This window comes from Butyrivibrio sp. XPD2002 (genome assembly GCF_000423945.1).
Classification (GTDB): Bacteria; Bacillota; Clostridia; order Lachnospirales; family Lachnospiraceae; genus Butyrivibrio.
On record NZ_AUIY01000005.1, the window covers coordinates 23749 to 46025 of the forward strand.

Genomic DNA, 22277 nt, shown 5'->3' on the forward strand with positions numbered 1-22277 from the left:
AACAGTATATAACTGTTGTCAACTGTTATATACTGTTTACTTAAAAATTTTTTTAGTTTTTCTGCTTCATGGCATAAAAACACCGACCCTCCAGCAGCCAGCCCGTGATCTGACTGGTTGGAAGGTCGGTTCATTAAACTATTTTTATTTGGTTTTCTGCTGCAGTTCTGAGATGTCTCAAGGATTGCCCTTACTCTTATTAGTTGTATTTGCAAACTGCTCTGCTGCCCTTATATCGGCTGATCTTGTAATCTATGCCCTGACTTATGGAGCTCTTGATATAGTAGTCCATGACATCCTTATAGCCGTGTTTTCCATCCTTTTCATAATGAGAAATGAGCGACATGAACTCGTCATTCACATACTCTATATAAAGAACCTCTTCGTCCTCTGTCTTAATCAGGATGTACTCTGCGTTTCCGTCAGTGGTTATTCTGGTGTACTCGAAGTCCTCACTCTCAAGGAAGCTTGTCATATCCTCGATTGTGCCAAGCATAGCTTCTGTAGCCTGATCGATGGTGTCACCGGTTTTGCTCTCTGAAAATGCATCCTGCTCGATGGAGATGTCAAGATCAAGCTCAGGCATATTCTCACCTGTATCTTCAGCTGCTTCATCACTGGTCATCTCGAGTTTAGCAGTCTCGCCAAATGACATCTCTGCTTCGGATGATTCGGGTATTTCAGGTGCTGCTTCTTCTATGGCTATATCGATATCTGCTACAGGTGCCATTTCTTCTGCAGATATTTCAGCTTCCGCTTCAGGTGCCATTTCTTCCGCAGCTATTTCAACTTCCGCTTCGGGAGCCATCTCTTCTGCTGCTATTTCTGCTTCCATATCAGGAATTGATATTTCTTCGGTGACGATATCCGCTACTTCCTCACCGACCATATCTTCTTCACTAAGCAGCATATCCGATTCGGGTATCTCCACATCAGGAAGATCCAGGTCAAGCTCAGGTTCTTCGATCTGAATATCATCTGTAAACTCTTCCTCAGAAGGTGCTTCCACTTCGATAGGAGCATCAAGAATCGCGCGCTCTTCCTCCAAGGAAATCTCAGGTGCGGGCTCTTCCGGGATAGGTGCTTCCTCAAGTGCGGGAGCTTCTTCCATTGCTGGTATTTCTTCTACTGCAGGTGCTGCCTCTTCTACTACTGGTATTTCTTCAACTGCAGGGGCTGCTTCTGCCGCAGGTGCTTCCTCAACCACAGGTACTTCCTCTGCTACAGGTGCTGCTTCTGCCGCAGGTGCTGCCTCTTCCATTATGGGCATTTCCTCTACTACAGCTGCTGCCTCTTCCACTACTGGCATTTCTTCAGCGGCAGGCGCTGCCTCTTCCACTACTGGTATTTCCTCAGCCACAGGCGCTGCTTCTGCCGCAGAAGTTTCCTCAACTGCAGGAACTGCCTCTTCTACTACTGGTATCTCTTCAGCTACTGGTGCGGCTTCTTCCACTACTGGTATTTCCTCAGCTACTGTAGCTACTTCTTCTACTACTGGTATTTCTTCAACCACAGGTGCTGCCTCTTCCACTACTGGCATTTCTTCAGCAACTGCTGCTGCCTCTTCCACTACTGGCATTTCCTCTGCTATAGCTGCTGCCTCTTCCATTACAGGTATTTCCTCTGCTACTGGCACTGTCTCTTCTACTACTGGTATTTCTTCAACTACCGGTGCTGCCTCTATCACAGGTATTTCCTCAGCTACTGGTGCTGCTTCTTCCACTACTGGTATTTCCTCAGCCACAAGTGCTGCCTCTTCTACTATGGGGCTTTCCTCTGCTACTGGTGCTGCCTCTACCACAGGTATTTCCTCAGCTACTAGTGCGGCTTCTTCTACCGCAGGAGCTTCCTCTGCTGCAGGTGCTGCCTCTTCTACTACAGGTATCTCTTCAGCTACTGGTGCTGCTTCTTCCACTACTGGTATTTCCTCAGCCACAAGTGCTGCCTCTTCTACTATGGGGCTTTCCTCTGCTACTGGTGCTGCCTCTACCACAGGTATTTCCTCAGCTACTAGTGCGGCTTCTTCTACCGCAGGAGCTTCCTCTGCTGCAGGTGCTGCCTCTTCTACTACAGGTATCTCTTCAGCTACTGGTGCTGCTTCTTCCACTACTGGTATTTCCTCAACTACAGGCGCTGCTTCTGCCGCAGGAGTTTCCTCAACCACAGATACTTCCTCTGCTACAGTTGCTGCTTCTTCTACTGTAGGCACTTCCTCTGCTACCGGTGCTGCCTCTTCCACAGGTATTTCCTCAACTGCAGGCGCTGCTTCTTCTACTACCGGAGCTTCCTCAGCTACTGTCGCTGCTTCTTCCACTACAGGTACTTCCTCTGCTGCAGGTGCTGCCTCTTCTACTACTGGTATCTCTTCAGCTACTGGTGCGGCTTCTTCCACTACAGGTATTTCCTCAGCCACAGGCGCTGCTTCTGCCGCAGGAGTTTCCTCAACCACAGGTACTTCCTCTGCTGCAGGCGCTGCTTCTTCTACTACCGGAGCTTCCTCAGCTATTGTCGCTGCTTCTTCTACTGCAGTTATTTCCTCAACTGCAGGCGCTGCTTCTTCTACTACCGGAGCTTCCTCAGCTACTGTCGCTGCTTCTTCCACTACAGGAGCTTCCTCAGCTGCAGGCGCTGCTTCTGCTACTGCCGGCACTTCCTCAGCTACAGGTGCTGGTTCTGCCGCAGGTGCTTCCTCTACTGATGGAGCCGCCTCTGCCACAGGAGCTTCCTCTACTGCCGGAGCTGCCTCTGCCACAGGCGCTTCCTCTGCTACAGGTGCAGCCTCAACTACTGGTGCTGCTTCTTCCACTACAGGCACTTCCTCAACTACAGGCGCTGCTTCTGCCACAGGAACTTCCTCGACTACTGGAGCAGCTTCTTCTACTACTGGTATCTCTTCAGCCACTGTTGCTTCTGACACAGGTGCTTCCTCTACTGCCAGAGCCGCTTCTGCCACAGGAACTTCCTCAGCTACTGTCGCTGCTTCTTCTACTACAGGAATTTCCTCAACCGCAGGTGCTGGTTCTTCTGCTACTGCCGGTACTTCCTCAGCTACAGGTGCTGGTTCTGCCGCAGGTGCTTCCTCTACTGATGGAGCCGCCTCTGCCACAGAAGCTTCCTCTACTGCCGGAGCTGCCTCTGCCACAGGCGCTTCCTCTGCTACAGGTGCAGCCTCAACTACTGGTGCTGCCTCAGCTGCCGGTGCTGCTTCTGCTGCCGCTGCCATGGCGGCTGCCTCCGCTGCTGCCGCAGCTTCCTTAGCCTCGAAAGCTGCAACTTCCTCGGCAAACGCAATTTTCTCTAAATTCTTATCTACATCAGCTGCTGTAGCCACAGCCTCAGGAGCCTGCTCAGCTGATGCTGGTGTAGCCTTTTTTCTTGTAGCTCTGGGTTTCTTTTCAGGCACGGGAGCCTGTTCCTGTTCATTTGTATTTCCCATAATCAATCTCCTTTGAGAAGAACCAATAACCCTACATATATATTATCTTTTAAACTTACTCAAATGAGAAATTAACTTCTTATAAAAATACTAAATTCTTTGTTATCAATCGATTATCACATTTTTCCTATAACTGGTTCACCACTCAGCTTTAAAAATTATCGTAATTTCGTTTGTGTTAAGTCTATTCATTCATCTCCTAACCTTTAGACTTACTTTTTCCTCTGGAAAAATTTCCGAAAGGTTCTAGCAAGTAAAAATGTGCAGAAAAAATTACGCCGATTGCCCTGACTAGATCACTTCCGGTTGAACACCCATCAAAAAAATGAGTTGTATTTCGTAATCCCTTACGTCAATCCAGCACATATTAGACCACCTGGTTGAAAACCACCCTGGAACATCCAAAAAAGCAGCCAAAAAAACCGCAAAATCCCAACTGCAAAAATCAGCAAAATTCCAGCTGCAAAAACAGCAAAATCCACCAAAAAAGCCAGCCGCAAAAAGCAGCAAAATCCTCTAAAAAGCCAGTCGCAAAAAGCCAGCAAAAATCCACCAAAAAAGCCAGCTGCAAAAAGCAGCAAAATTCCAGCCGCAAAAAGCCGGCAAAATTCCAGCCGCAAAAAGCCGGCAAAAATCCACCAAATCGACCGCATAATTCAGCAATCCCCCTAGAACCACGGGTCAAAGTGAAATGTGCATAAAAAAGGCACCCTTCAATCGAAGAGTGCCTTAAAACCACTACCACAAAACAGCAACCATTTATCCAGTTACATTCATAATAATCCAGTGTCAGTAGTACCAAGCTACCAATAATAGCAATACCCTCACATCACTTAAAACAAATCCAGATATTTAAGCTCAAATGATAATTCTCCCTCATCATCGATCGTGATGACAATATATGAAGGCTTTCTACCTTCCTGTCTGGGATAAGAGAGACTGCCGGGATTAAACACGTACATGCCATCAATCTCTGCGGCGATAGGTCTGTGGGTGTGCCCATAAATGACTACATCTGCGCCTCTGGCAAAGGCTTCACGCTGGACTTCATCACTGCCCATGTTCACAAGATATCTGTGACCATGTGTCACGAAAAATGTGTGAGGCCAGACTTCAAAAACCTGCTCGTCAGGAAGATTGCAGAAGAAATCATTATTGCCTCTTACAATGCGCATGGGTGCGCCTGCAAGCTGCTGCATCTGTGTTTCACTTCCTTCTGTATCTCCGCAGTGGATAATAAGATTTACCGGGCTTTCCTTTTCAACAACCCTATAAAAATTCTCATCCTTTCTATGAGTATCACTAACAACCAAAATTTTATGCATATAAAGTTCCTGTCTACTTCTATATTTTTGCCTGCCATAAACACTTATGGCAGATATTCCAATCAGCCCTTAAGCTTCTTTGCCATAAGTCTGAGTGCCTTGCCTCTGTGGCTGATGGCGTTCTTCTCTTCAGGTGAAATCTCAGCTGAGGTCTTTCCATATTCAGGCAGGAAGAAAATCGGATCATAGCCAAAACCATTCTCACCTGCTATCTCGTGACCGATAATACCTTCCATTGTAGCCTTCACAACATATTCTCTGCCGTCAGCAAGTACAGCACTGATAGCACAAACGAATCTTGCTGTGCGCTTTTCATCCGGTACCCCTTCAAGCTTCTCAAGGATCTGCTTGTTCTTCTCAGAGTAGGGTGTATCGTGTCCAAGGAAACGAGCTGAATATATGCCGGGTGCCTTATCAAGAAAATCAATCTCAAGACCTGAATCATCTGCCATAACGCAGTAATCAGTCATGCCCTTTTCCTTACAAACCTCAGCGACAGCTCTTGCCTTGATCATCGAATTCTCTTCAAAGGTGCTTCCGTCCTCAACGATATCGAGGTCGATCCCCTCATCCTTCATTGAATTTATTTCGGAAGTAAGATCACCCATGATCTCCCTGATCTCTCTCATCTTGTTGTTGTTACCTGTGGCAAAAATAATCTTCATGAATTCTCTCCGTATAGTTTTTTATTGTTGTTCAGGATTAGTCTCATTAAAAGCGGCTATGATTCCATCAGCCACACCTTGCGCGCACTTTTCTATATAACTGCTTTTCTCCAGCTTATCATGATCAACTCTGTTGTTAAGATTCCCGATTGTAACAAATGCTGAAGGAACAACAGATGCCTGCAATTCCTCATTGTCGGTAGCTGCCGCCAGCCCGAGAGCCTTATACTCGGTAGCAGACACAACTCCCATCTCAAGCTTATCAGCCAGCTGAATATTACCGAAACCTCTTATGAAAAACTTATCATTGTAATAAGTTCTGATTCCCGATTCACTCTCAACCGTCTCATCTATTCCCAGCTGAATAAAGTAATCTGCATGAGAATCTGCAAGCAGAGTCTTAAGCTCCTCTGCATTTAACCTTCTCTCATCAAGTGTGGTGTAGTAGATCTTAATATCCGCTTTATCATTTAGATAATTACGAATATACGGTATCATCTCAAGACCGATCTCATCAACAGGATCGATCACTACCACATTTTCATAGTCGTCAGAAGGCTCCTTAAAGCTGACCACAATCTCTCTGTCACCCATAGATGTCTCATTTTCATAAAGTCCATCCAGCTGAAAAGTAAGTCGTACAAGCCCCTTCTCATTAAGTGGTGTAAAGGTGCCCTGCTGAACACATTCGAGATCTGTTATTACCGCATTTTTGCTGTAAAAATCTGCACTTTTTCCATCTATATATAATACAAACTGATGTTGTCCATGCTTTTCTTCAAGGGTGATCCTGTCAGAATTAACACCGCCCTCAAGCGGAATGACAAGTGTGCCCTGTCCCTTGTCACCGGTGGGCGCGCTCACCTCAAGCAGATACTCCTTGCCATCCACTTCCTTATAAAAGCTGGCATTTTCTGCCGCAGCGATGATTACGCTTTTAGTGACAGTCCTGAAAAACATGACGCCCAGCGATATCAGGACAAAAATCCCCGTCAATATCGCTGTGAATCTAAGTCTTTTTTCAATCATTGCTCAAAATTCCTTCTAGGCGGCTTGGGACCCATGTATTGATAAAAATAGGTCTTGATCATACCGTTATAAATCTTACGGTTCTTGTCCGCCTTCTTACCTATATCACGTTCTGCCTTTTCATAAGCCGTGATGAGATACATGGACCATGAATCCAGTGCCTTGTATCTCGCGCCCAGAGTCTTATAGAGCTCCGGAAGCTCCTTCATCTCTCCGATTCTCTCGCCGTAGGGAGGGTTCGTCACGATGAAGCCGTATTTCTTCCTGTGACTAAGCTCTGCCACCGGTCTCGCCTGAAAATGGATCAACTTCTCAACGCCGGCCTTCTCGGCATTTATTCTCGCAATATCAATTACCTCAGGGTCGATGTCATAGCCCTGAATATCAACATCTATGCCGTGATTGATCTCCTCGGCGCACTCCTCCCTGACATCCTTCCAGTTCATGGGAGTGATGATATGTGACCATTTTTCAGCTGTAAAATGTCTGTGCATTCCGGGTGCGATGTTAGCTGCGATCATGGCCGCTTCGATTGGGAAGGTTCCACTTCCGCAGAAGGGATCCACAAGTATCCTGTCAGGTCTCCAGGGTGTCAGCATCAAAAGTGCTGCCGCCAGGTTCTCTGCTATGGGTGCCTTCGCCTCCAGCTTCCTGTAGCCTCTCTTGTGCAGCGATTCACCTGTGGTATCAAGGGCTACTGTGACTTCGTCCTTCATCAGGAAAACTCGGACAGGGAAAATTTCTCCCGTCTCCTCAAATCTACGGATACCATATATGTCACTTAATCTGTCAACCATGGCCTTTTTCATTATGGACTGGATATCTGAGGGGCTAAAAAGCTTACTCTTTACACTGCTGGCTTTCTTAACCCAGAATTTACCGTCCTTGGGAATGAACTGCTCCCAGGGAAGCGCCTTGGTTCCCTGATAGAGCTCCTCAAAGGTGATGGCCTTAAAAGAACCTACCTTAATAAGAACTCTCTCTGCAGTTCTGAGTCCGATATTCGCGCGCACCACCGCATCGGGATCTCCTATAAAGGTAACCCTTCCGTCAGCAACCTCGCGAATCTCGTATCCCAGTTTTATTATTTCTTTTTTCAATACTGACTCCAGCCCGAAATGGCAGGGAGCTATCAAATCAAATCTCTGCATGGTTTTCCTTCTATTAATTTGTGTCAATACAATCCGTTTTATTTTACCACATACAAAAAAATAAAAAAATTTTTTTAGACTATAAAGTCCAAAGCAATTTTGTCGATATATATATTGCAGAACAAAAAGGACAATCTCCTTTTCTTAATGACCGGTATGGCGTCCCCACCCATGCCGGTCTCCTCCCATTAATGGGGTAAAATGAGGGCCGAAAAAGTTTTTATAAAATTTTTATATTTTTCGCTTGACTTATATTCATTCAATGTTATAATTATTTTCGTTGCACAACTTTTGTAGTGCGTATGTGTGTGTAGCTCAGCTGGATAGAGCGTCTGGCTACGGACCAGAAGGTCGAGGGTTCGAATCCTTTCACACACGTCGATTTAAAAAGAGAGATAAGACTTTTAGTCTTGTCTCTCTTTTTTGTTCGAGTCCGGTCGGACTCGAACGGGTTCGTTCTTCGCTTCGCTACAGTCATCTTCTTCTAATCTTCTCTCCCGCCATCATATTTTTTTATTGGCTACGAAAAAATCCCGCACAGCCTGCAATAATTCTTCTTTAGGCATCGTTTTTAAAAGATAACCGTTGGGCTTAAGCCCTACGACCTTCATCACACTCTCCTTATCCCCCTTGCCTGTAAGGAACATTACCGGAGTGCTCTGAGTCGTTGCTTCGGTCCGCATCATCTCCAGAACCAGCGGCCCTGATGTAATCGGCATCTCATAATCGAGCAGAATAAGGTCGGGATTATTGCTTGCAAGATATGTGATTGCCTGCATTCCGGAATTAACAATTGTTACCTTGTATTCCTCATCAAGCCAGGTTTTTACAAGCTTTAAAAAAGTAGGATCATCATCCACCAGAAGAATGCTCTTCCTTCTTGAAAGCTCATCATTTAAAAGGCAAAGCTCCCTCATACGCTGAGCCACTGTTTTTATATCAAGCGGCCTCTCAAATTTCTCGGCGATCATATCTGCAGGAATGCTTTTCGTGACAATGTCATACTCGGAAGCATCTCCTATCATGCACAGTATCTTTTCATTTTCAAGGCATATATCCCTCAAATAGATAAGAGCATCGGTAATTTCGTCAACATATGGTCCCAGATAAAACAGAAAAACATTCGGTTCATTTCTGTACTTGCCAAGCTCATTGACTTTTGGTGAAGTCTTTATTATCTGAAGTCCTGCTTCGGTAAGATTCTTACAGATTGCATCTACCATAAATGTCGAATCTCTACTTAATAGAAGAATTTTATTGTCCATCGTTTCCTCCTTCCTCAAGCAGATTCCTCATCCTGTCCCAATCAGCATCGGAAATTGCCTTTTTCATGAGTTTAAAGAACTCTCGATGTTCCGCAGGAACCTTGTACCCATTTATGGTTTCCATTACATAATTTATGCTGTCATAGTCAAAGCTTTGTACCAGCTCCCTAAGCGTATTTTTCGCATCTGAAATACCCTTCTCATCCATCAAAGGAAGATTGTCATCCTCTTCTTCCTCACTTTCAGGTACAGACACGATTCTTTCCCACATGGTCTTGAATACCGCAAGGAGTCTTGGCGTTTCTTTATTTATAAAGTCAATGTCGTTTTCATCTCCGGCTTTTTCCAGCTTCTCTGCAAGCTCAGCCAGATTGTTAATTCCAATAATCCTTGATGAACTCTTAAGAGAATGAACTTTAATTGTAAAGTTTTTAATGTCACCCTTTTCGAATGCTTCCTTTATTGCATTATAATTGTCTTCAAGTCCGTTTCTGTAAGTCGTTGCCGCAGTCACATATGCTTCCTGTGAACCGCAGTTTTTAATACCTTTCTCAAGCACAGGAAGGGGAGCATTTTTAATCCATGAAGGAAGAGCATCAAAATCAATCTCCGCATGATCATCCGCACCTACTTCCGTGCGCTCTATCTTCACCTTTTCAGATGGCAGGAACTTAGTCATCATGCTCTCAAGCTCTTCCGCCATTATGGGCTTTGTAAGGTACTCATCAAAGCCGATCTGAATGTAAGTCTCCCTTGCTCCGGAAACTGCATTTGCAGTAAGGCAGATTACAGGAACCTCTCTATTCTTATTATCCTCATCAGCCTTTAGCCTCTGCAGCGTCTCTACACCGTCCATATCCGGCATTCTATGATCAAGGAAGATTATGTCATACCTGTTTTCTCTGGTCAGTTCAAGGCACTCGAATCCACTCTCTGCGCGGTCAATCATGACCTTTGTTGTTTTAAGAAGTCCTTCAAACACATCGAGATTTATCGGCGTATCGTCAACTACCAAAACTCTCGCATCAGGAGCTACAAATCTCTCATGATATTTTATCTGCTCTATCAGAGCCTTTTTGTAGGTCTCCATGTAATCACCGATAGGTTCGCTTTTTTTCACTCCCTGAACGATATCAAATGAAAATTCAGAGCCCATTCCGTATTCGCTTTTCACCTTGAGCTCGCTTCCCATAAGCTCAAGAAGCTTTTTCGTAATATTCAGCCCCAGTCCTGTTCCTTCTATTGTCCTGTTTCTCTCTTCATCAACTCTGCGAAAAGCTTCAGTCAGATTGCCAAGATCTTCCTCCTTTATTCCAATCCCACTATCCTTTATGGTAAAAGTAAGAACCGCCTTGCCATCACCTATCATTTCATGCTTAATATTCAGATCGACGTAACCATTCTCCGTGTATTTAACTGCATTTGACAAAAGATTCGTAGCAACCTGCTTTATTCTGATCTCATCACCGCAGAGAACACTTGGAATCTGATTATCCACATCCACAATAAGATCCAGTCCTTTTTCCTGCGCCTTGGGTTTTACCATATGAACCAGATCATTTATCAGTGATGAAAAATCATAATCTACTGAAATAATATCCATTTTCCCCGATTCTATCTTGGAAAAATCCAGGATATCGTTTATCAGTCCAAGGAGCGTGCTCCCTGCTGACTTAATATTCTGCGCATACTCTAAAATCCGCGGGTCTTCACACTCTCTCAGTATCATTTCATCCATGCCCAAAACCGCATTTATAGGAGTCCTGATCTCATGGGACATATTGGATAAAAACGCTGACTTTGCATCATTGGCAGATTCAGCTTTTTTTACTGTTTCATTCAGTTCATCAGTAAGTGCCCGCAAAAAATGGGAAAGTCTGCTGGCCAGCGGAATAATGTCATTCTTATACTTAGGCTCCAGTTTCTTAATTGCCACGGAATATGACCTTTCAATGCTTATTCCCTCTCTCATTCCGACCGCAATAAGCGCACTGTTAAGCAGACCGCCTCTTCCTCCATATCTGTAGATCTCTCCGAGTCCAAGGCAGTACATAGGTGTGGCATTTAGCGCCTCAGTGTAACAATCGACTTCAAAATGATAATCATCCTTGAGGAAATTAAGACGGTTGCCACAGATAATCAGATTTATATACTGTGCTCCAAAGGTTTTCATTCTTGCAGCCGCATTCTTTGTTTTAGCCAATATCTCTTTTGCGTCTCCAAAGGAAAATCTTACCTTTTCTCCTTCAAGAATATCCCCTTCGATATAGACCTCTCCTTTTTTATTATAGGAAGAAGGCGTACGTCCTATCAGAAGTCCGTCTCTTTCTATTATCAGCGGGAATTCACCTATATTTGCAATAAATGCTCTATCAGGCTTAACGCCCAGATATTTTTCATAGATATGCACAGGGCTATCACCATCAAGGGATGTCACACATATGGATCCGTTAACGGTTTCATTTTCAGTCGTTATATCCATATAGCGTCCGACAGGTTCCCATCCAAACAGATATTCAACGTATACATGCAGATCCTTGCCGCAAAATACAGCAAAAGCCAGGCCTCTCCCAAAGCTTTCCCCTGCAATCGCAAAGGTATCGTGCTTGGATAGAAAATCCTTTTCAACATTACGCATATCAAGCATGTTTGAACTAGCGGCAGCGCCATAAATAGGTATATCCTCTAATCCGATCGAGAACTCCTTCAAAAATGCCGAAGAGGGCGCACTGCGTCCTGCTACAAACATCTCGATTCCTTTTGTATTATCTATAGTTCGTATTTCTTCTCTTATGTAACGTGCATAATCGATGGCTTCATTCAAAAGTTCAAAATCACTTTTAGAAGATTCGAAAAACCTGCTGAAAACCTTCACTCCACCATGCTGCATAAGTGTGAAGGAAATCACAGCTCCCTTGGGATCATTATACAAAGCAAGAAGAGATACTATTGATGCCATTCCCACTATTTCCAGTTTGGGGAATGATTTCTTAAGGAGTCCCAGTATCTCAGAAAGTTCATCCTTAGGTATGTTTCCTACATATATCTCGATCAATCCGCTTACATAGTCACATGAAGAAAACTCCTCTTCCAAAGCGGGAAGCTGACCTCTAAGTTCATCAATATTCCTTATGATCACTTTTTTTTGCTTCATATGAGCACCCGTTTTCTTATTGCCAATGTCGTACTATTATCTGATCCGGTATTATCAAAACATTTTAGAAAAAATGGGATAAGGTCATCCCACCTTATCCCTTACAATATCAAATGACAACGACAAACTAGCGTCACTGGCTTAATTGGCCAATTCCGCCGTTACTTTCGGTAGCTTCCTCTTCTGCCTTGGTTCTTGCTACCATGGCTTCCATCTCAGGTCTTGCAATATCGAAGCAAGCCAGCATCTTTGTTGAGAAGATTCCACTTTCACCGTTTTTGATCATTTCGTAGGCCTTGCTAGGTGCAAATGCCGATTTATATACACGGTCGCTGACAAGGGCATCGTATACGTCTGCAAGGGAGGTAAGCTGTGCTGCTATTGATATCTCCTCTCCCTTAAGGCCGTCAGGATAGCCTTTGCCATCGTACTTTTCATGATGATGTCTGCAAATGTCGTAGCTGACTTCCAGATATTCCTTATCCTGAAGGTCTGCAAGCATCTTAACGATCTCACATCCTCTTGTGGTGTGGGATTTCATGATGTCGAATTCATCGGGTGTAAGACGTCCCGGCTTTAACAGGATAGCGTCAGGTACAGTAATTTTTCCGATATCATGCATTGCGCTGGCATTGGTGATTACCTCAATCTTGTGAGGTGTAAGCCCGAATTCCGGGTAGTTTCTCATGGCTACATTGGCAAGAATCTGAACAAAGCCCTTGATTCTCTTCAGATGATAGCCTGATTCAAGATTACGGAACTCAACGATCGTGCAGATGGTATCGATGATTCTGCTGTTCATCTCTCTCAATCGCTCTTCCTGCTTTTTAAGAACCAGGAACTGCTTTTTAAGAACCTTGGTCTGATCACTTACCTTCTGCTCGAGATCCTGTCTGCTCATATTGAGCTCGATGGCTCTCTTTACACGATGCTTTACTATAACTGAATCAAATGGCTTGTGAATTACATCACTTGCGCCGTTTTCATAACACTTTCTCTCTGTCTCGGCTGAACTGTCTGCAGTGATCATAAGAACCGGAATCTTGTCCGGGATCCTGTGCTTGAAAAGCTCTTCAAGGAGTCTGAAACCGTCCATTTCAGGCATAACAATATCAAGGAGAATGGCCGCAATCTCATCCTTTTTCTGGGCAATTAGCGCCAGAGCCTTGCGGCCGTTCTCAGCTTCCAGAATGGCATAGTCACTCTTGAAAATCTCGCTTAGAATGCCTCTATTTATTTCGGTATCATCTACTATTAGAATACTCTTGTCAGCCACCTTTAACTCCTTGCGACTATTTTCTCGCCATCAAACATTGCCAATTCAATGCCTTTTGTTGCAAAAGTGATTCCTCTTGGACTCTCCAGAGTCTCATGAACTCTTAGCATCCTGTTTCCGATCTTTACGCTCGTTCCTATGAACACCAGCCTTGAAACAATTACCTTGGCATCCTTAACCGATTCCATCTCGGCCTCAATGGTCTTTTTCCTGATGTTCAGTTTTTCGAGCTCTGCTTCTTTTATAGCTGACTCTGCATTGACTTTAATCTTTAACTGAAGCGCCTGCTTATTGGTATTATCGTTAAACTGGGCCAGTTTTCCGCGTTGCTGCTCGTATACCTTTAATTCCTGATATATTCTGCTGACGTTACGAAGAAGACTCTGGTACTCGTAGTCAAGCTCCTCGGTGATACCGGTTCTTACAACGGTATCCTTTACACTCTTACTTCCAAGAACAGCTGTCTCCACGCCGCGAAGTGAAGTAACAACTCCTCCGCTTATCAGTCCCTTTTCGCCCAGCATCAGAACCTTTCCATCAGCCGAAACATTGCAGTTCATGCAATCGTTTGAAATAAGGTCGCCCTTACATTTCACATTGGTGGTATCAAGGTGCGCTGCTGCCACCAGACCACCGGCTGAAATTGAGGATCTGTCGTTTACGTTACCGACGACGCTCTTTCTGACAACCACCCGGCCGCCTGCGTGAATATCCGCACAGGATACGCTGCCATCCACAACAACATCGCCCTTTGCTTCTATATAAACATTGTCAACATCGCCCTTGACCCAGATGGTTCCATCACAGACGATCTTTTCCTTAACGTTTATAAGAGAATCATATATCTTTGCCTTGTCGATCCTGATCTCACCCTTCTGGATGCGCCCCACACCTGCCAGCGAGGACACATAGGTCTTCTTATCACTAAGAAGCATGAAGCCCTGTCCCTTCAGAATCGGCTTTCCCTTACCGGCCTTTGCCTTAAGGAGCTTACCGGTAACATCGAATCCATCCTCTCCGGCCGTAGCGGGATGATAAACAGCCAGCTTATCACCGAGCTTAACCTCATCGAACACCTTAACCTTTGAAAAATCGGCACTTTCACCGCTTCCCATATCCGGAAGGATCTCTTCACTTAGTTTTATTAAAAATTCGTAATAAGCATCTTCTCCGTTAACAGGGAGCTTACCCTGCGCCACGAGGGTTTTCTTGCCGTACTTCTTACTCTCTATCATCTCCTCGATGGCTTTTCTGCTGACGCCTCTTCTTACTCTCGCGTTATATAAAAGCTTTATGACCTTTTCAAGTGTATAGGTCGTGCCCTTGACTCCAAGAGGAAGCGTGAAATAGCACTGCATACGATCTTCAGTGATATCTATAAGTCGTCCCTCTTCCGTCTGCAGGAACTGAAGCGCCTTAACTTCTTCATCGGCAGGCTTCTGAAGCTCTTCCTCCAGCTGTCCTGAAAACAGCTTACTGAGGTTACTGGGAAGAGTTTTTCCATCCTCAAGCCATTTACGCATTATGCGCATCTCCTGAGCCGGATGCACCATACTTTTATATAGGTTTATATCGACGTTATTCTCGATGCCTTTTCTGATCTCGCGCATCTGATCCGCGCGGTAAAGCGACTTGGCATAGGGCGTAACATCTATCTGATGCTCAAGACCGAGCCTCAGCTCACGCATCTGCTTCCAGCTGTAAGCCTCATCCGCATAAACCGAGACATCCAGGTTCTGCTCCAAGCCCTTTCGCACCTCGTTCATGCATTCTCCACGCATGCCAAAAAGGAAATAACGGTTTATATCCTCTATTCCCGCCTGCTTTGCTATTCGAATCTGCTCGAGCTGTTCAGCATCAAAGTTTTTATCTATGTATTCCTTTATGTCTATCTTTTCCTTGAAGGCTATATGAATCTGTTCAAGGGTAGACGCATCTTTTCTTCTAATAAGCTTATCGTCAAGTTCCAGCCCATCCTCAAGACTTTCCCTGACAACTCTCATCTTCATGTAGGGCATATCTACGCTGGCATACTGTGAGATATCTGTTCCGTGCTCCAGACCGATCCTGATCTCCTGCATCTGCAGCCAGTTGTATTTAGGATCCTGGTAGAAAATAACCGGCACTCCGGATTTTAGCCCCAGCCTGATCTGCCTCATCTGATCTGAAAAGTATTCAGGTCTCGCATACTCAGATACATCAAGATTCTCAGCGAGCCCTTCTCTTATCTCTGCCAGCTGCATTATATCGAAACCGGCTTCGCGATAAGCGGACATATCTATTCCGCTCTGGAGCTCAAGCCTGATTTCTTCCATCTCATTCCAGGGGACATCGGGTTTTGCATACAAATCCACGGACACGCCAGTGGAGAGCCCCTTTCTGATTTCCGCAAGCTGATAGATGTTGAAATGCTGCTCCTTATACTTATCAGCATCTCCGCCCTGCTTTCTAATCAACAGAAGCTCGTTTGCAATTAAATCCGGCTGATATAAACTTTTATCCTCATCGTTCGCGATAACAGCCATCCCCAGCATCCCTCATAGAAAAAATTGTATCTCAAATTTATTCTAACATCTGAAAAAATAACCCTCAATTGAAATTGAACGAATTTATGAAGATTTTATACTAATTATCCGTTTTGTTTAAGCGCGATTGCATTGTATCAAAAAGCTTACCGATGCTAACATCGTATGGAGCTCTGAGCACACCATATTCTGTTACGATTCCGGTGATAAGTTCGTTATCCGTCACATCAAAGGCAGGATTATAAACCTTCACCCCCTCAGGAGCCATTCGCTCCTTATACCACATCTCGGTAACCTCCTCGGACTTTCTCTGCTCGATCTTAATATCGTCTCCGGTCTTGGTGTTGAAATCTATTGTGGAAGTCGGTGCACATACATAAAAAGGAATGTTGTAGCGCTTGGCAACAGTAGCCACAACGCTGGTTCCGATCTTATTGGCAGCATCTCCGTTAGCAGCAACTCTGTCACAGCCCACAAAGATTGCGTCTATAGCGCCGCTTTTCATAAGAGAAGCGGACATATTATCGCACAGGACTGTAGTATCAATTCCGGCTGAATGAAGCTCGTATGCAGTAAGTCTTGCACCCTGAAGGAGCGGTCTTGTCTCATCGCAGAACACCTTTATCTTGTAGCCCTTTTCATGAGCAAGATACATGGGGGCTGTCGCTGTTCCGTACTTGCAGGTCGCAAGCTGTCCGGCATTGCAGTGTGTCAAAAGTCCGTAGCCGTCCTTTATAAGAGTAAGTCCGTTTTCACCAATTCTTCTGCAGACATCGATATCCTCTGCCTTTATACGCTCTGATTCCTCGCGCATTGCTGTAATAAGAGCATCGCGGTCATAATCTCCCAGCTCCTCTGCAACCTTCACAACGTGTGCTTCCATGCGCTTTAATGCCCATGACAGATTGACTGCTGTGGGTCTTGAGGAATTGAGATAATCGCTCTTTTCCTTAAGCTCCTTCATGAACTCATCATAGGTAGGAGCCTGTGAATGCTTCATCAGTATGTAAAGTCCAAAGCCTGCTGCCACGCCAATAGCCGGTGCTCCGCGAACCTGCAGAAGGTAAATCGCATTCCATATCTCCTCCCCCGTACGAAGCCTTATCATCTCGGTAGTCCCCGGCAGCTTCGTCTGATCTATAATCTCCATCGCATCATCGTCGTCAATAAGTGCGACGGTCTCGTAATCCAATATGCTTTTCATTAACTAAAAGCTCCTCCTAAACATTTTTTCTTTCTGCGAAAAATTTCTGGATATCTGCTATAAGTTTTTCGCGACTTATTGATTTTAACAGATACCCCTCAGGTTTCAAGCTTACGACCTTCATTACGCTTTCCTTATCACTTTTTCCTGTAAGGAAAATGACCGGAATATGCTTCGTTGTGGGATCAGCTCTAAGCATCTCAAGAACCTGCGGTCCACTTGTAATGGGCATTTCATAGTCAAGAAGTATGAGGTCCACATGGGTGGTCGCAAGAAGGCTTATAGCCTGAAGTCCTGATATGGCAATGGAAACCTTGTACTTTTCCTTAAGCCAGTCCCTGACAAGACCCACATAGGTCGCATCATCATCCACCACAAGCACGCTCATTTTAGGCGGATCCTGGAGATTTATCATCTGCTCCTTAACCGTGCCTATGAATTTCTCTACATCAAGAGGTCTTTCAAAGACATCCAGAATCCTGCCAAAGGGCAGCTGATTTCTGGCCACATCGGTATCGTTCTTTTCACCGATCAGGATAATGTAACGGTCATGCTCCGTAAGATGCTCATTCAGATAATGCAAAAATGCACTCTCCAGGCGCTCGGACTGATCAAGGTAGTAGACCATGATAGAAACCCTGTCCAGCTCCCTATTGACCTCATCAATATCCGGATGCACAAAGAAATATCCAATCCTTGCTTCCTCCAGCTTCTTTTCGAGCGCACGGATAACAAAGGTTTCCTTCATCCCAATAAGCATCAATTCGTCATCAAAAAAAGCCATTTTTCATTCCCCATATTCTCATAAGAAATTTATGTTGACAGTTGTTCCTTTATACCATCCCAATTAAGTTCCTTCAGCATTCTCTGCAGCATTTCGAATTTTTCATTTTGCTCCTTACCGCAGTTATAGGCCGACATATCATTCAAAACCATCTCAAAAGAATCATAATCCATCATGGCCGCAAATTCCTTTAGAGCATCGTAGGCTTCCCTGATGGTATCCTCATCACAGGATGGTCTGTCGTCTGTTTCAGCCTTAGCTGATAGTTGTGAGAGCTTTTCCGAAAATCCTCTGTAAAGAGTTAAAAGTGTTGGCGTATCATTTTTGATTTCATCAAGATTTCCGCTTTTTCCTGCTTCTTCCATTTTAGCAGAAATATCAGATAATCTCGATGCTCCGATTACTCTTGCAGAGCTTTTTAGGGCATGAACCTTTATCGTATAAAGCTCATAATCACCCTCATTAAATGCCTTCTCAATCTCCTCTGCCTTTGTATCTATTGTGAAATAGAAGGTATTTAGTGCATCCATGAATTCCTTCTTGCCACCACAGTTCTGAAGTCCGGTTCGCACATCCAGATCGTCCACGGAGAAAAGCCATTCCATCTCTTCTGCACCATTACCATCATCCGCAGCCTCTTCAGGAACGTAATCATTTGGATCAGGAGCCTTTAACAGTTCCGGAGGAATATTATTCTTGAGTGTATCCTCAAGAGCCTTCATATTCACCGGCTTTTCCAGATATCCGTTAAAGCCTAAATCTGTATAAAAGGCTTCTCCGTTGTGAGCAGCATTCGCAGTCAGTGCAAATACAGGAAGCTCATATCCCTCTTCCCTGATCCTCTTAAAGGTTTCTAAGCCGTCCATCTCGGGCATCATGTGATCCAAAAGCACCAGCTCATATTGCTCTTCTGCAAGCCTCTTAAGACACTCTTTTCCGCTGGTCGCAGTATCGATACATAGCTTTGTGGGCTTAAGAAGTCCCTTAAGAACCTGTAGGTTCATCTCATTATCATCGACCACAAGTATCTTCGCCTCAGGAGCTACAAATGCCGGCAGATAAACTGCGCTGTCACTATCTCCCGTTTCTGCTTCTGTAAATACTCCTATGGGTTCATCCTTACTGATCTTCTGCACCAGTGAGAAATAGAACTCAGAGCCTTCTCCATAGGTACTCTCGCATTTAAGCTCATTTCCCATAAGCTCTACAAACTGTCTTGAAATATTAAGTCCAAGTCCGGTTCCCTGAATTCCGCTGTTTTTCTTCTCATCAAGACGTTCAAACGGCGCAAACAGCTTTTCCATATCCTCAGGCTTTATTCCCATACCGGTATCAATTACGCTGTAGTCTATGACGCAGGTATCGTTATCCTTTTTAACAAGCTTCATTATCAGCCTGAATGAGCCTTCCTGGGTGTACTTTACAGCGTTAGTAAGAAGGTTCATAAGTACCTGTTTTATCTTTCCGTCATCACCATATAAATAACGTGGGATCTCGGGATCTATCGACGTCTCAAAAAGAAGATCCTTTTCGTTACTTCTTACCCTGATCATTGCTACTATGGTTTTTAACAAGTCATCCAGATCATAATCTCTCTCCACAAGATTCATCTTTCCGGATTCAATTTTTGACATATCAAGAATGTCATTTACAATGGCAAGAAGAGTCTCGGAGGCCCTTTTTATGGTAGTTGTATATCCAACTACAGCCTTGGAATACTCGCGGATAGGAAGGGATCTGTCCTCTCTCAGGATCATCTCACCCATACCTATGATGGTATTTATAGGCGTTCTGATCTCGTGCGACATGTTGGCAACAAATCTTGACTTGGCACTGTTAGCCCTATCTGCCTCCTCTTTGGCTTCCCTGATAAGCTCATACTGTTTACTGATAACTGTGGACCTCAAAACCCACCATACAAACTGAGCCACCAGCAGTGCAACAATGATAGATAGTCCCATCCTCACCAAATTGCGCTCGAAGAAACGTGGATTTTTATATATACGATATTGCTGATCCCGCAGAACAGCATGGGTGTTCTTATCCAAAACCTGAATATGAAGTGTGTAATCACCGTAGGGCAGGTTCGTGTAGTTCAGTGGCGTAACCCCCTCCTGCTCCACTGTCATACCATCATCATTTGCACCTTCCAGGTAGTACTTTATAAGAGGATTACTTAAACAATAATTCAGTATCGAAATTCTGATCTGCACACGCATTGTGCCGGCAGGAATTTCATAAACCCCTTTTTCATTTATCGGAACAGCTGCATCATCAGCCATTATTTTATTTACGTCGATTAAATAATTATCATCAAAAGAATTATAGTTTTTTAGTGATACCTGCCTCACGCCATCTGTACAGCACAATAGCAGCTCATCCTGATTGTAGAGAGCATTCCATGAATTAGAAGTAAGCGAAGTATTAAATCCGCTTGAATAATCAAGAAGCGCTACATTATATTGCTCATTCTCTATCAGATCGTCTGCATTGACCAGATATAAGCCTGCACTTGAACTGATCCATGCAATATTGTCATCTGTAATATGCACATCATAGCAATTGGTATACGGGAATCGATCCAGCTGTTTTATGGTCTTTCTGTCGTCATAGTACATAGAATTACTGGTCACATAGATATAGCCATCTTTATAAGGAACGATGCGGAGTATAACCTGAGTGTGAAGCCCCTCTTTAGAACCTATGTGTCCTATAATTTTCCCGTCTTTAACAAGATATATTCCGTCTCCATCAGAGCCTACAATCACAGTACCATCAGCGTCCTCAACCATTGTAAGGAGCTGCGGTGCATTCAATCCCTCTGCTTTACCAATAGTAGCAACTACTTTGTCGCCTTCTATAAAATTTAGTCCCTTATTACTTGCGGCAAGAACCTGACCATTAGACAGTTCCATACAAAATCTGAATCTGCCACCAAGAGCACCTGTAGCCTCAGTAAAGGAGATCGCATGTCCATCCGGTCCTACCTTCAAAAGACCATCCTTACCATAGGTACAAAGCCATATATTATTTTTGGAATCCATCATCAGATGTCTGATTCTTATGCCATCAAAGTAACTGATATAATCATAATTACGCTGCTCATAGGTATTTGCATCAAGAATGGCCAGACCTGAATCCATTCCTATATACATTTCCCCGTGATCAATAAGAATACAGTTTACAACTGCACTATCAAGTCCCGCCTTCACAAATACATTTAAGAAGGGATTCTTTGAAAACTCTATAATTCCCTGACTATTGGATACAAACCAGATATTTCCCTGATTATCTATGATGCAGCTGGTAAGAGAGCTGTCAAAGCCATTTCTCATAAGCTTGGTCAATTTACCCCTTGAATCAACATATCCAAGCCCATTTTCAGCACAGAAAAACCACCCGTTTCCATTAGGTTCCTGAATAAGCTTATTGAAAAAAACAATACCCGGGGTCTCCACTTTACGCAGTATCTTAAACCTGCCATCCTTATATAAGCATTTTACAAGTATATTATCTGTTGTTCCGGCCACTATAGTATCCGCGCCAGCACCAGCCACCTGTGTATAATATATTCCTGTATCATAATCCTTCTGTTCCAGAGTCAGCTTACCATCCTCTAAAAAGAACAGACTTCCACCATTTGTGCATCCTGCCATGGTAGTCCCACCAACACATGTAAGCGATATAACCGACACCACGCTATCGTATTCTTCGAGTATTTTTGTGGTAAAATCCTCATCGATGATAGTCATATAGGATACAGTTCCAATGTAAATATTTCCCTTTTCGTCCTCGCCAATTGCCCTTATGGAACCAGACCCTACTTCAGTCTCGTAGTCAAAATATTTAACTTCTTTTGTTGTTGAGTCATAGCAGAATAAACCTGTGTCGTTAGTACCTATCCAGAGTCTCCCCTTTGAGTCCACATAAAGTGTCATTACATTACAAATTCTGGAATCTATATTTCCGGGTTCAAACAGGATTCCGTTATATCTATAAAGTCCGGAATATGTACCTATCCATATATATCCATCAGGAGTCTGGGCTACGTCATTTATTTCATTGGAAACCAGGCCATCGGTGGCATCATAGCGAACTGCCTCATATTCTGCGAGATAGTCTACTGTCTCGTCATCTTTCTTTTCATAGCTTCCTGCCTCTATATCATCTCTTATGGCCCTGTCAAATATCCTGTATTCAGGCTCTAAACCTTTTATTGCAGCCTTAGTATGAAGCCCGTAAAACGGCACAGTTAACGCAAAAAAAGCCGCAAGAAACAAGACCATCAGGCGTTTAACCTTCGCCTGCAGCTTTTCCTGCGACTTATAACGTCTCTTAACTTCAGAGGCTTTCGTTAACATAGCGGAATTACCTCCATATATTTATTCTATTACATATATGGAATATCAATTATTAAAAGACTCTATATTATATAAACATTTAAATAAAAAAGACACAGTCCA

At 44.0% G+C, this 22277-nt stretch carries 13 protein-coding genes and 1 tRNA gene; 1 reads left to right on the forward strand and 13 read right to left on the reverse strand.

Annotated elements, in window-relative coordinates; translation table 11 throughout:
* Window positions 1-199: 199 nt before the first annotated feature.
* The 6 genes from G587_RS24120 to G587_RS0104205 form a co-directional block, all read right to left on the reverse strand.
* Window positions 200-3436, reverse strand: a complete 3237-nt coding sequence (locus G587_RS24120; RefSeq protein ID WP_051200693.1) for a hypothetical protein — start codon at window positions 3434-3436, stop codon at window positions 200-202.
* A 347-nt stretch (window positions 3437-3783) separates the two neighbouring features.
* Window positions 3784-4089 carry a hypothetical protein gene (locus G587_RS0104185; RefSeq protein ID WP_026491220.1) on the reverse strand — a complete coding sequence of 102 codons (306 nt, stop codon included), beginning with the start codon at window positions 4087-4089 and terminating at the stop codon, window positions 3784-3786.
* Between the two features lie 180 nt (window positions 4090-4269).
* Window positions 4270-4761, reverse strand: a complete 492-nt coding sequence (locus tag G587_RS0104190; protein ID WP_026491221.1) for a metallophosphoesterase family protein — start codon at window positions 4759-4761, stop codon at window positions 4270-4272.
* Window positions 4762-4823: 62 nt separating this feature from the next.
* Window positions 4824-5426, reverse strand: a complete 603-nt coding sequence (gene rdgB / locus G587_RS0104195) for an RdgB/HAM1 family non-canonical purine NTP pyrophosphatase (protein ID WP_026491222.1) — start codon at window positions 5424-5426, stop codon at window positions 4824-4826.
* 21 nt (window positions 5427-5447) lie between these two features.
* The gene (locus G587_RS0104200; protein WP_026491223.1) at window positions 5448-6455 is read right to left on the reverse strand and encodes an N-acetylmuramoyl-L-alanine amidase; all 1008 of its coding nucleotides are present in this window, start codon (window positions 6453-6455) and stop codon (window positions 5448-5450) included.
* Window positions 6452-7606 (reverse strand): THUMP domain-containing class I SAM-dependent RNA methyltransferase, encoded by a 1155-nt coding sequence (locus tag G587_RS0104205; RefSeq protein ID WP_026491224.1) that lies wholly within the window; start codon window positions 7604-7606, stop codon window positions 6452-6454. The genes G587_RS0104200 and G587_RS0104205 overlap by 4 nt, the downstream gene beginning before the upstream one ends.
* A 304-nt stretch (window positions 7607-7910) precedes the next feature.
* Between G587_RS0104205 and G587_RS0104215 the strand changes: the two genes are divergently transcribed.
* Window positions 7911-7984: transfer RNA gene (locus tag G587_RS0104215), tRNA-Arg, on the forward strand.
* A 125-nt stretch (window positions 7985-8109) separates the two neighbouring features.
* On the opposite strand, the gene G587_RS0104220 is transcribed toward G587_RS0104215, so the two are convergent.
* The 7 genes from G587_RS0104220 to G587_RS24130 form a co-directional block, all read right to left on the reverse strand.
* Window positions 8110-8871, reverse strand: a complete 762-nt coding sequence (locus G587_RS0104220) for a response regulator (protein ID WP_026491225.1) — start codon at window positions 8869-8871, stop codon at window positions 8110-8112.
* Window positions 8861-12025, reverse strand: coding sequence for a response regulator (locus G587_RS24125; RefSeq protein ID WP_051200695.1), 3165 nt, complete (start codon window positions 12023-12025; stop codon window positions 8861-8863). The genes G587_RS0104220 and G587_RS24125 overlap by 11 nt, the downstream gene beginning before the upstream one ends.
* A gap of 133 nt (window positions 12026-12158) precedes the next feature.
* On the reverse strand, window positions 12159-13301 hold the full coding sequence (locus tag G587_RS0104230; RefSeq protein ID WP_026491226.1) for an HD domain-containing phosphohydrolase: 1143 nt from the start codon (window positions 13299-13301) through the stop codon (window positions 12159-12161).
* A gap of 2 nt (window positions 13302-13303) precedes the next feature.
* Window positions 13304-15826, reverse strand: coding sequence for a DUF342 domain-containing protein (locus G587_RS0104235; protein WP_026491227.1), 2523 nt, complete (start codon window positions 15824-15826; stop codon window positions 13304-13306).
* A gap of 100 nt (window positions 15827-15926) precedes the next feature.
* The gene (mtnA, locus tag G587_RS0104240) at window positions 15927-17030 is read right to left on the reverse strand and encodes an S-methyl-5-thioribose-1-phosphate isomerase (RefSeq protein ID WP_026491228.1); all 1104 of its coding nucleotides are present in this window, start codon (window positions 17028-17030) and stop codon (window positions 15927-15929) included.
* Between the two features lie 16 nt (window positions 17031-17046).
* Window positions 17047-17814: a response regulator gene (locus G587_RS0104245; RefSeq protein ID WP_026491229.1), complete on the reverse strand. Its 768-nt coding sequence runs from the start codon at window positions 17812-17814 to the stop codon at window positions 17047-17049.
* A gap of 29 nt (window positions 17815-17843) precedes the next feature.
* Window positions 17844-22175 carry a hybrid sensor histidine kinase/response regulator gene (locus tag G587_RS24130; protein ID WP_051200697.1) on the reverse strand — a complete coding sequence of 1444 codons (4332 nt, stop codon included), beginning with the start codon at window positions 22173-22175 and terminating at the stop codon, window positions 17844-17846.
* Between the last annotated feature and the right edge of the window lie 102 nt (window positions 22176-22277).

Coding starts and splice junctions, on each gene's coding strand:
- G587_RS0104235 (WP_026491227.1), bottom strand. CDS start 15,826: ATGGCTGTTATCGCGAACGATGAGGATAAAAGTTTATATCAGCCGGAT.
- G587_RS24130 (WP_051200697.1), bottom strand. CDS start 22,175: ATGTTAACGAAAGCCTCTGAAGTTAAGAGACGTTATAAGTCGCAGGAA.
- G587_RS0104185 (WP_026491220.1), bottom strand. CDS start 4,089: ATGCGGTCGATTTGGTGGATTTTTGCCGGCTTTTTGCGGCTGGAATTT.
- G587_RS0104205 (WP_026491224.1), bottom strand. CDS start 7,606: ATGCAGAGATTTGATTTGATAGCTCCCTGCCATTTCGGGCTGGAGTCA.
- G587_RS24125 (WP_051200695.1), bottom strand. CDS start 12,025: ATGAAGCAAAAAAAAGTGATCATAAGGAATATTGATGAACTTAGAGGT.
- G587_RS0104220 (WP_026491225.1), bottom strand. CDS start 8,871: ATGGACAATAAAATTCTTCTATTAAGTAGAGATTCGACATTTATGGTA.
- rdgB (WP_026491222.1), bottom strand. CDS start 5,426: ATGAAGATTATTTTTGCCACAGGTAACAACAACAAGATGAGAGAGATC.
- G587_RS0104190 (WP_026491221.1), bottom strand. CDS start 4,761: ATGCATAAAATTTTGGTTGTTAGTGATACTCATAGAAAGGATGAGAAT.
- G587_RS24120 (WP_051200693.1), bottom strand. CDS start 3,436: ATGGGAAATACAAATGAACAGGAACAGGCTCCCGTGCCTGAAAAGAAA.
- G587_RS0104245 (WP_026491229.1), bottom strand. CDS start 17,814: ATGGCTTTTTTTGATGACGAATTGATGCTTATTGGGATGAAGGAAACC.
- G587_RS0104200 (WP_026491223.1), bottom strand. CDS start 6,455: ATGATTGAAAAAAGACTTAGATTCACAGCGATATTGACGGGGATTTTT.
- mtnA (WP_026491228.1), bottom strand. CDS start 17,030: ATGAAAAGCATATTGGATTACGAGACCGTCGCACTTATTGACGACGAT.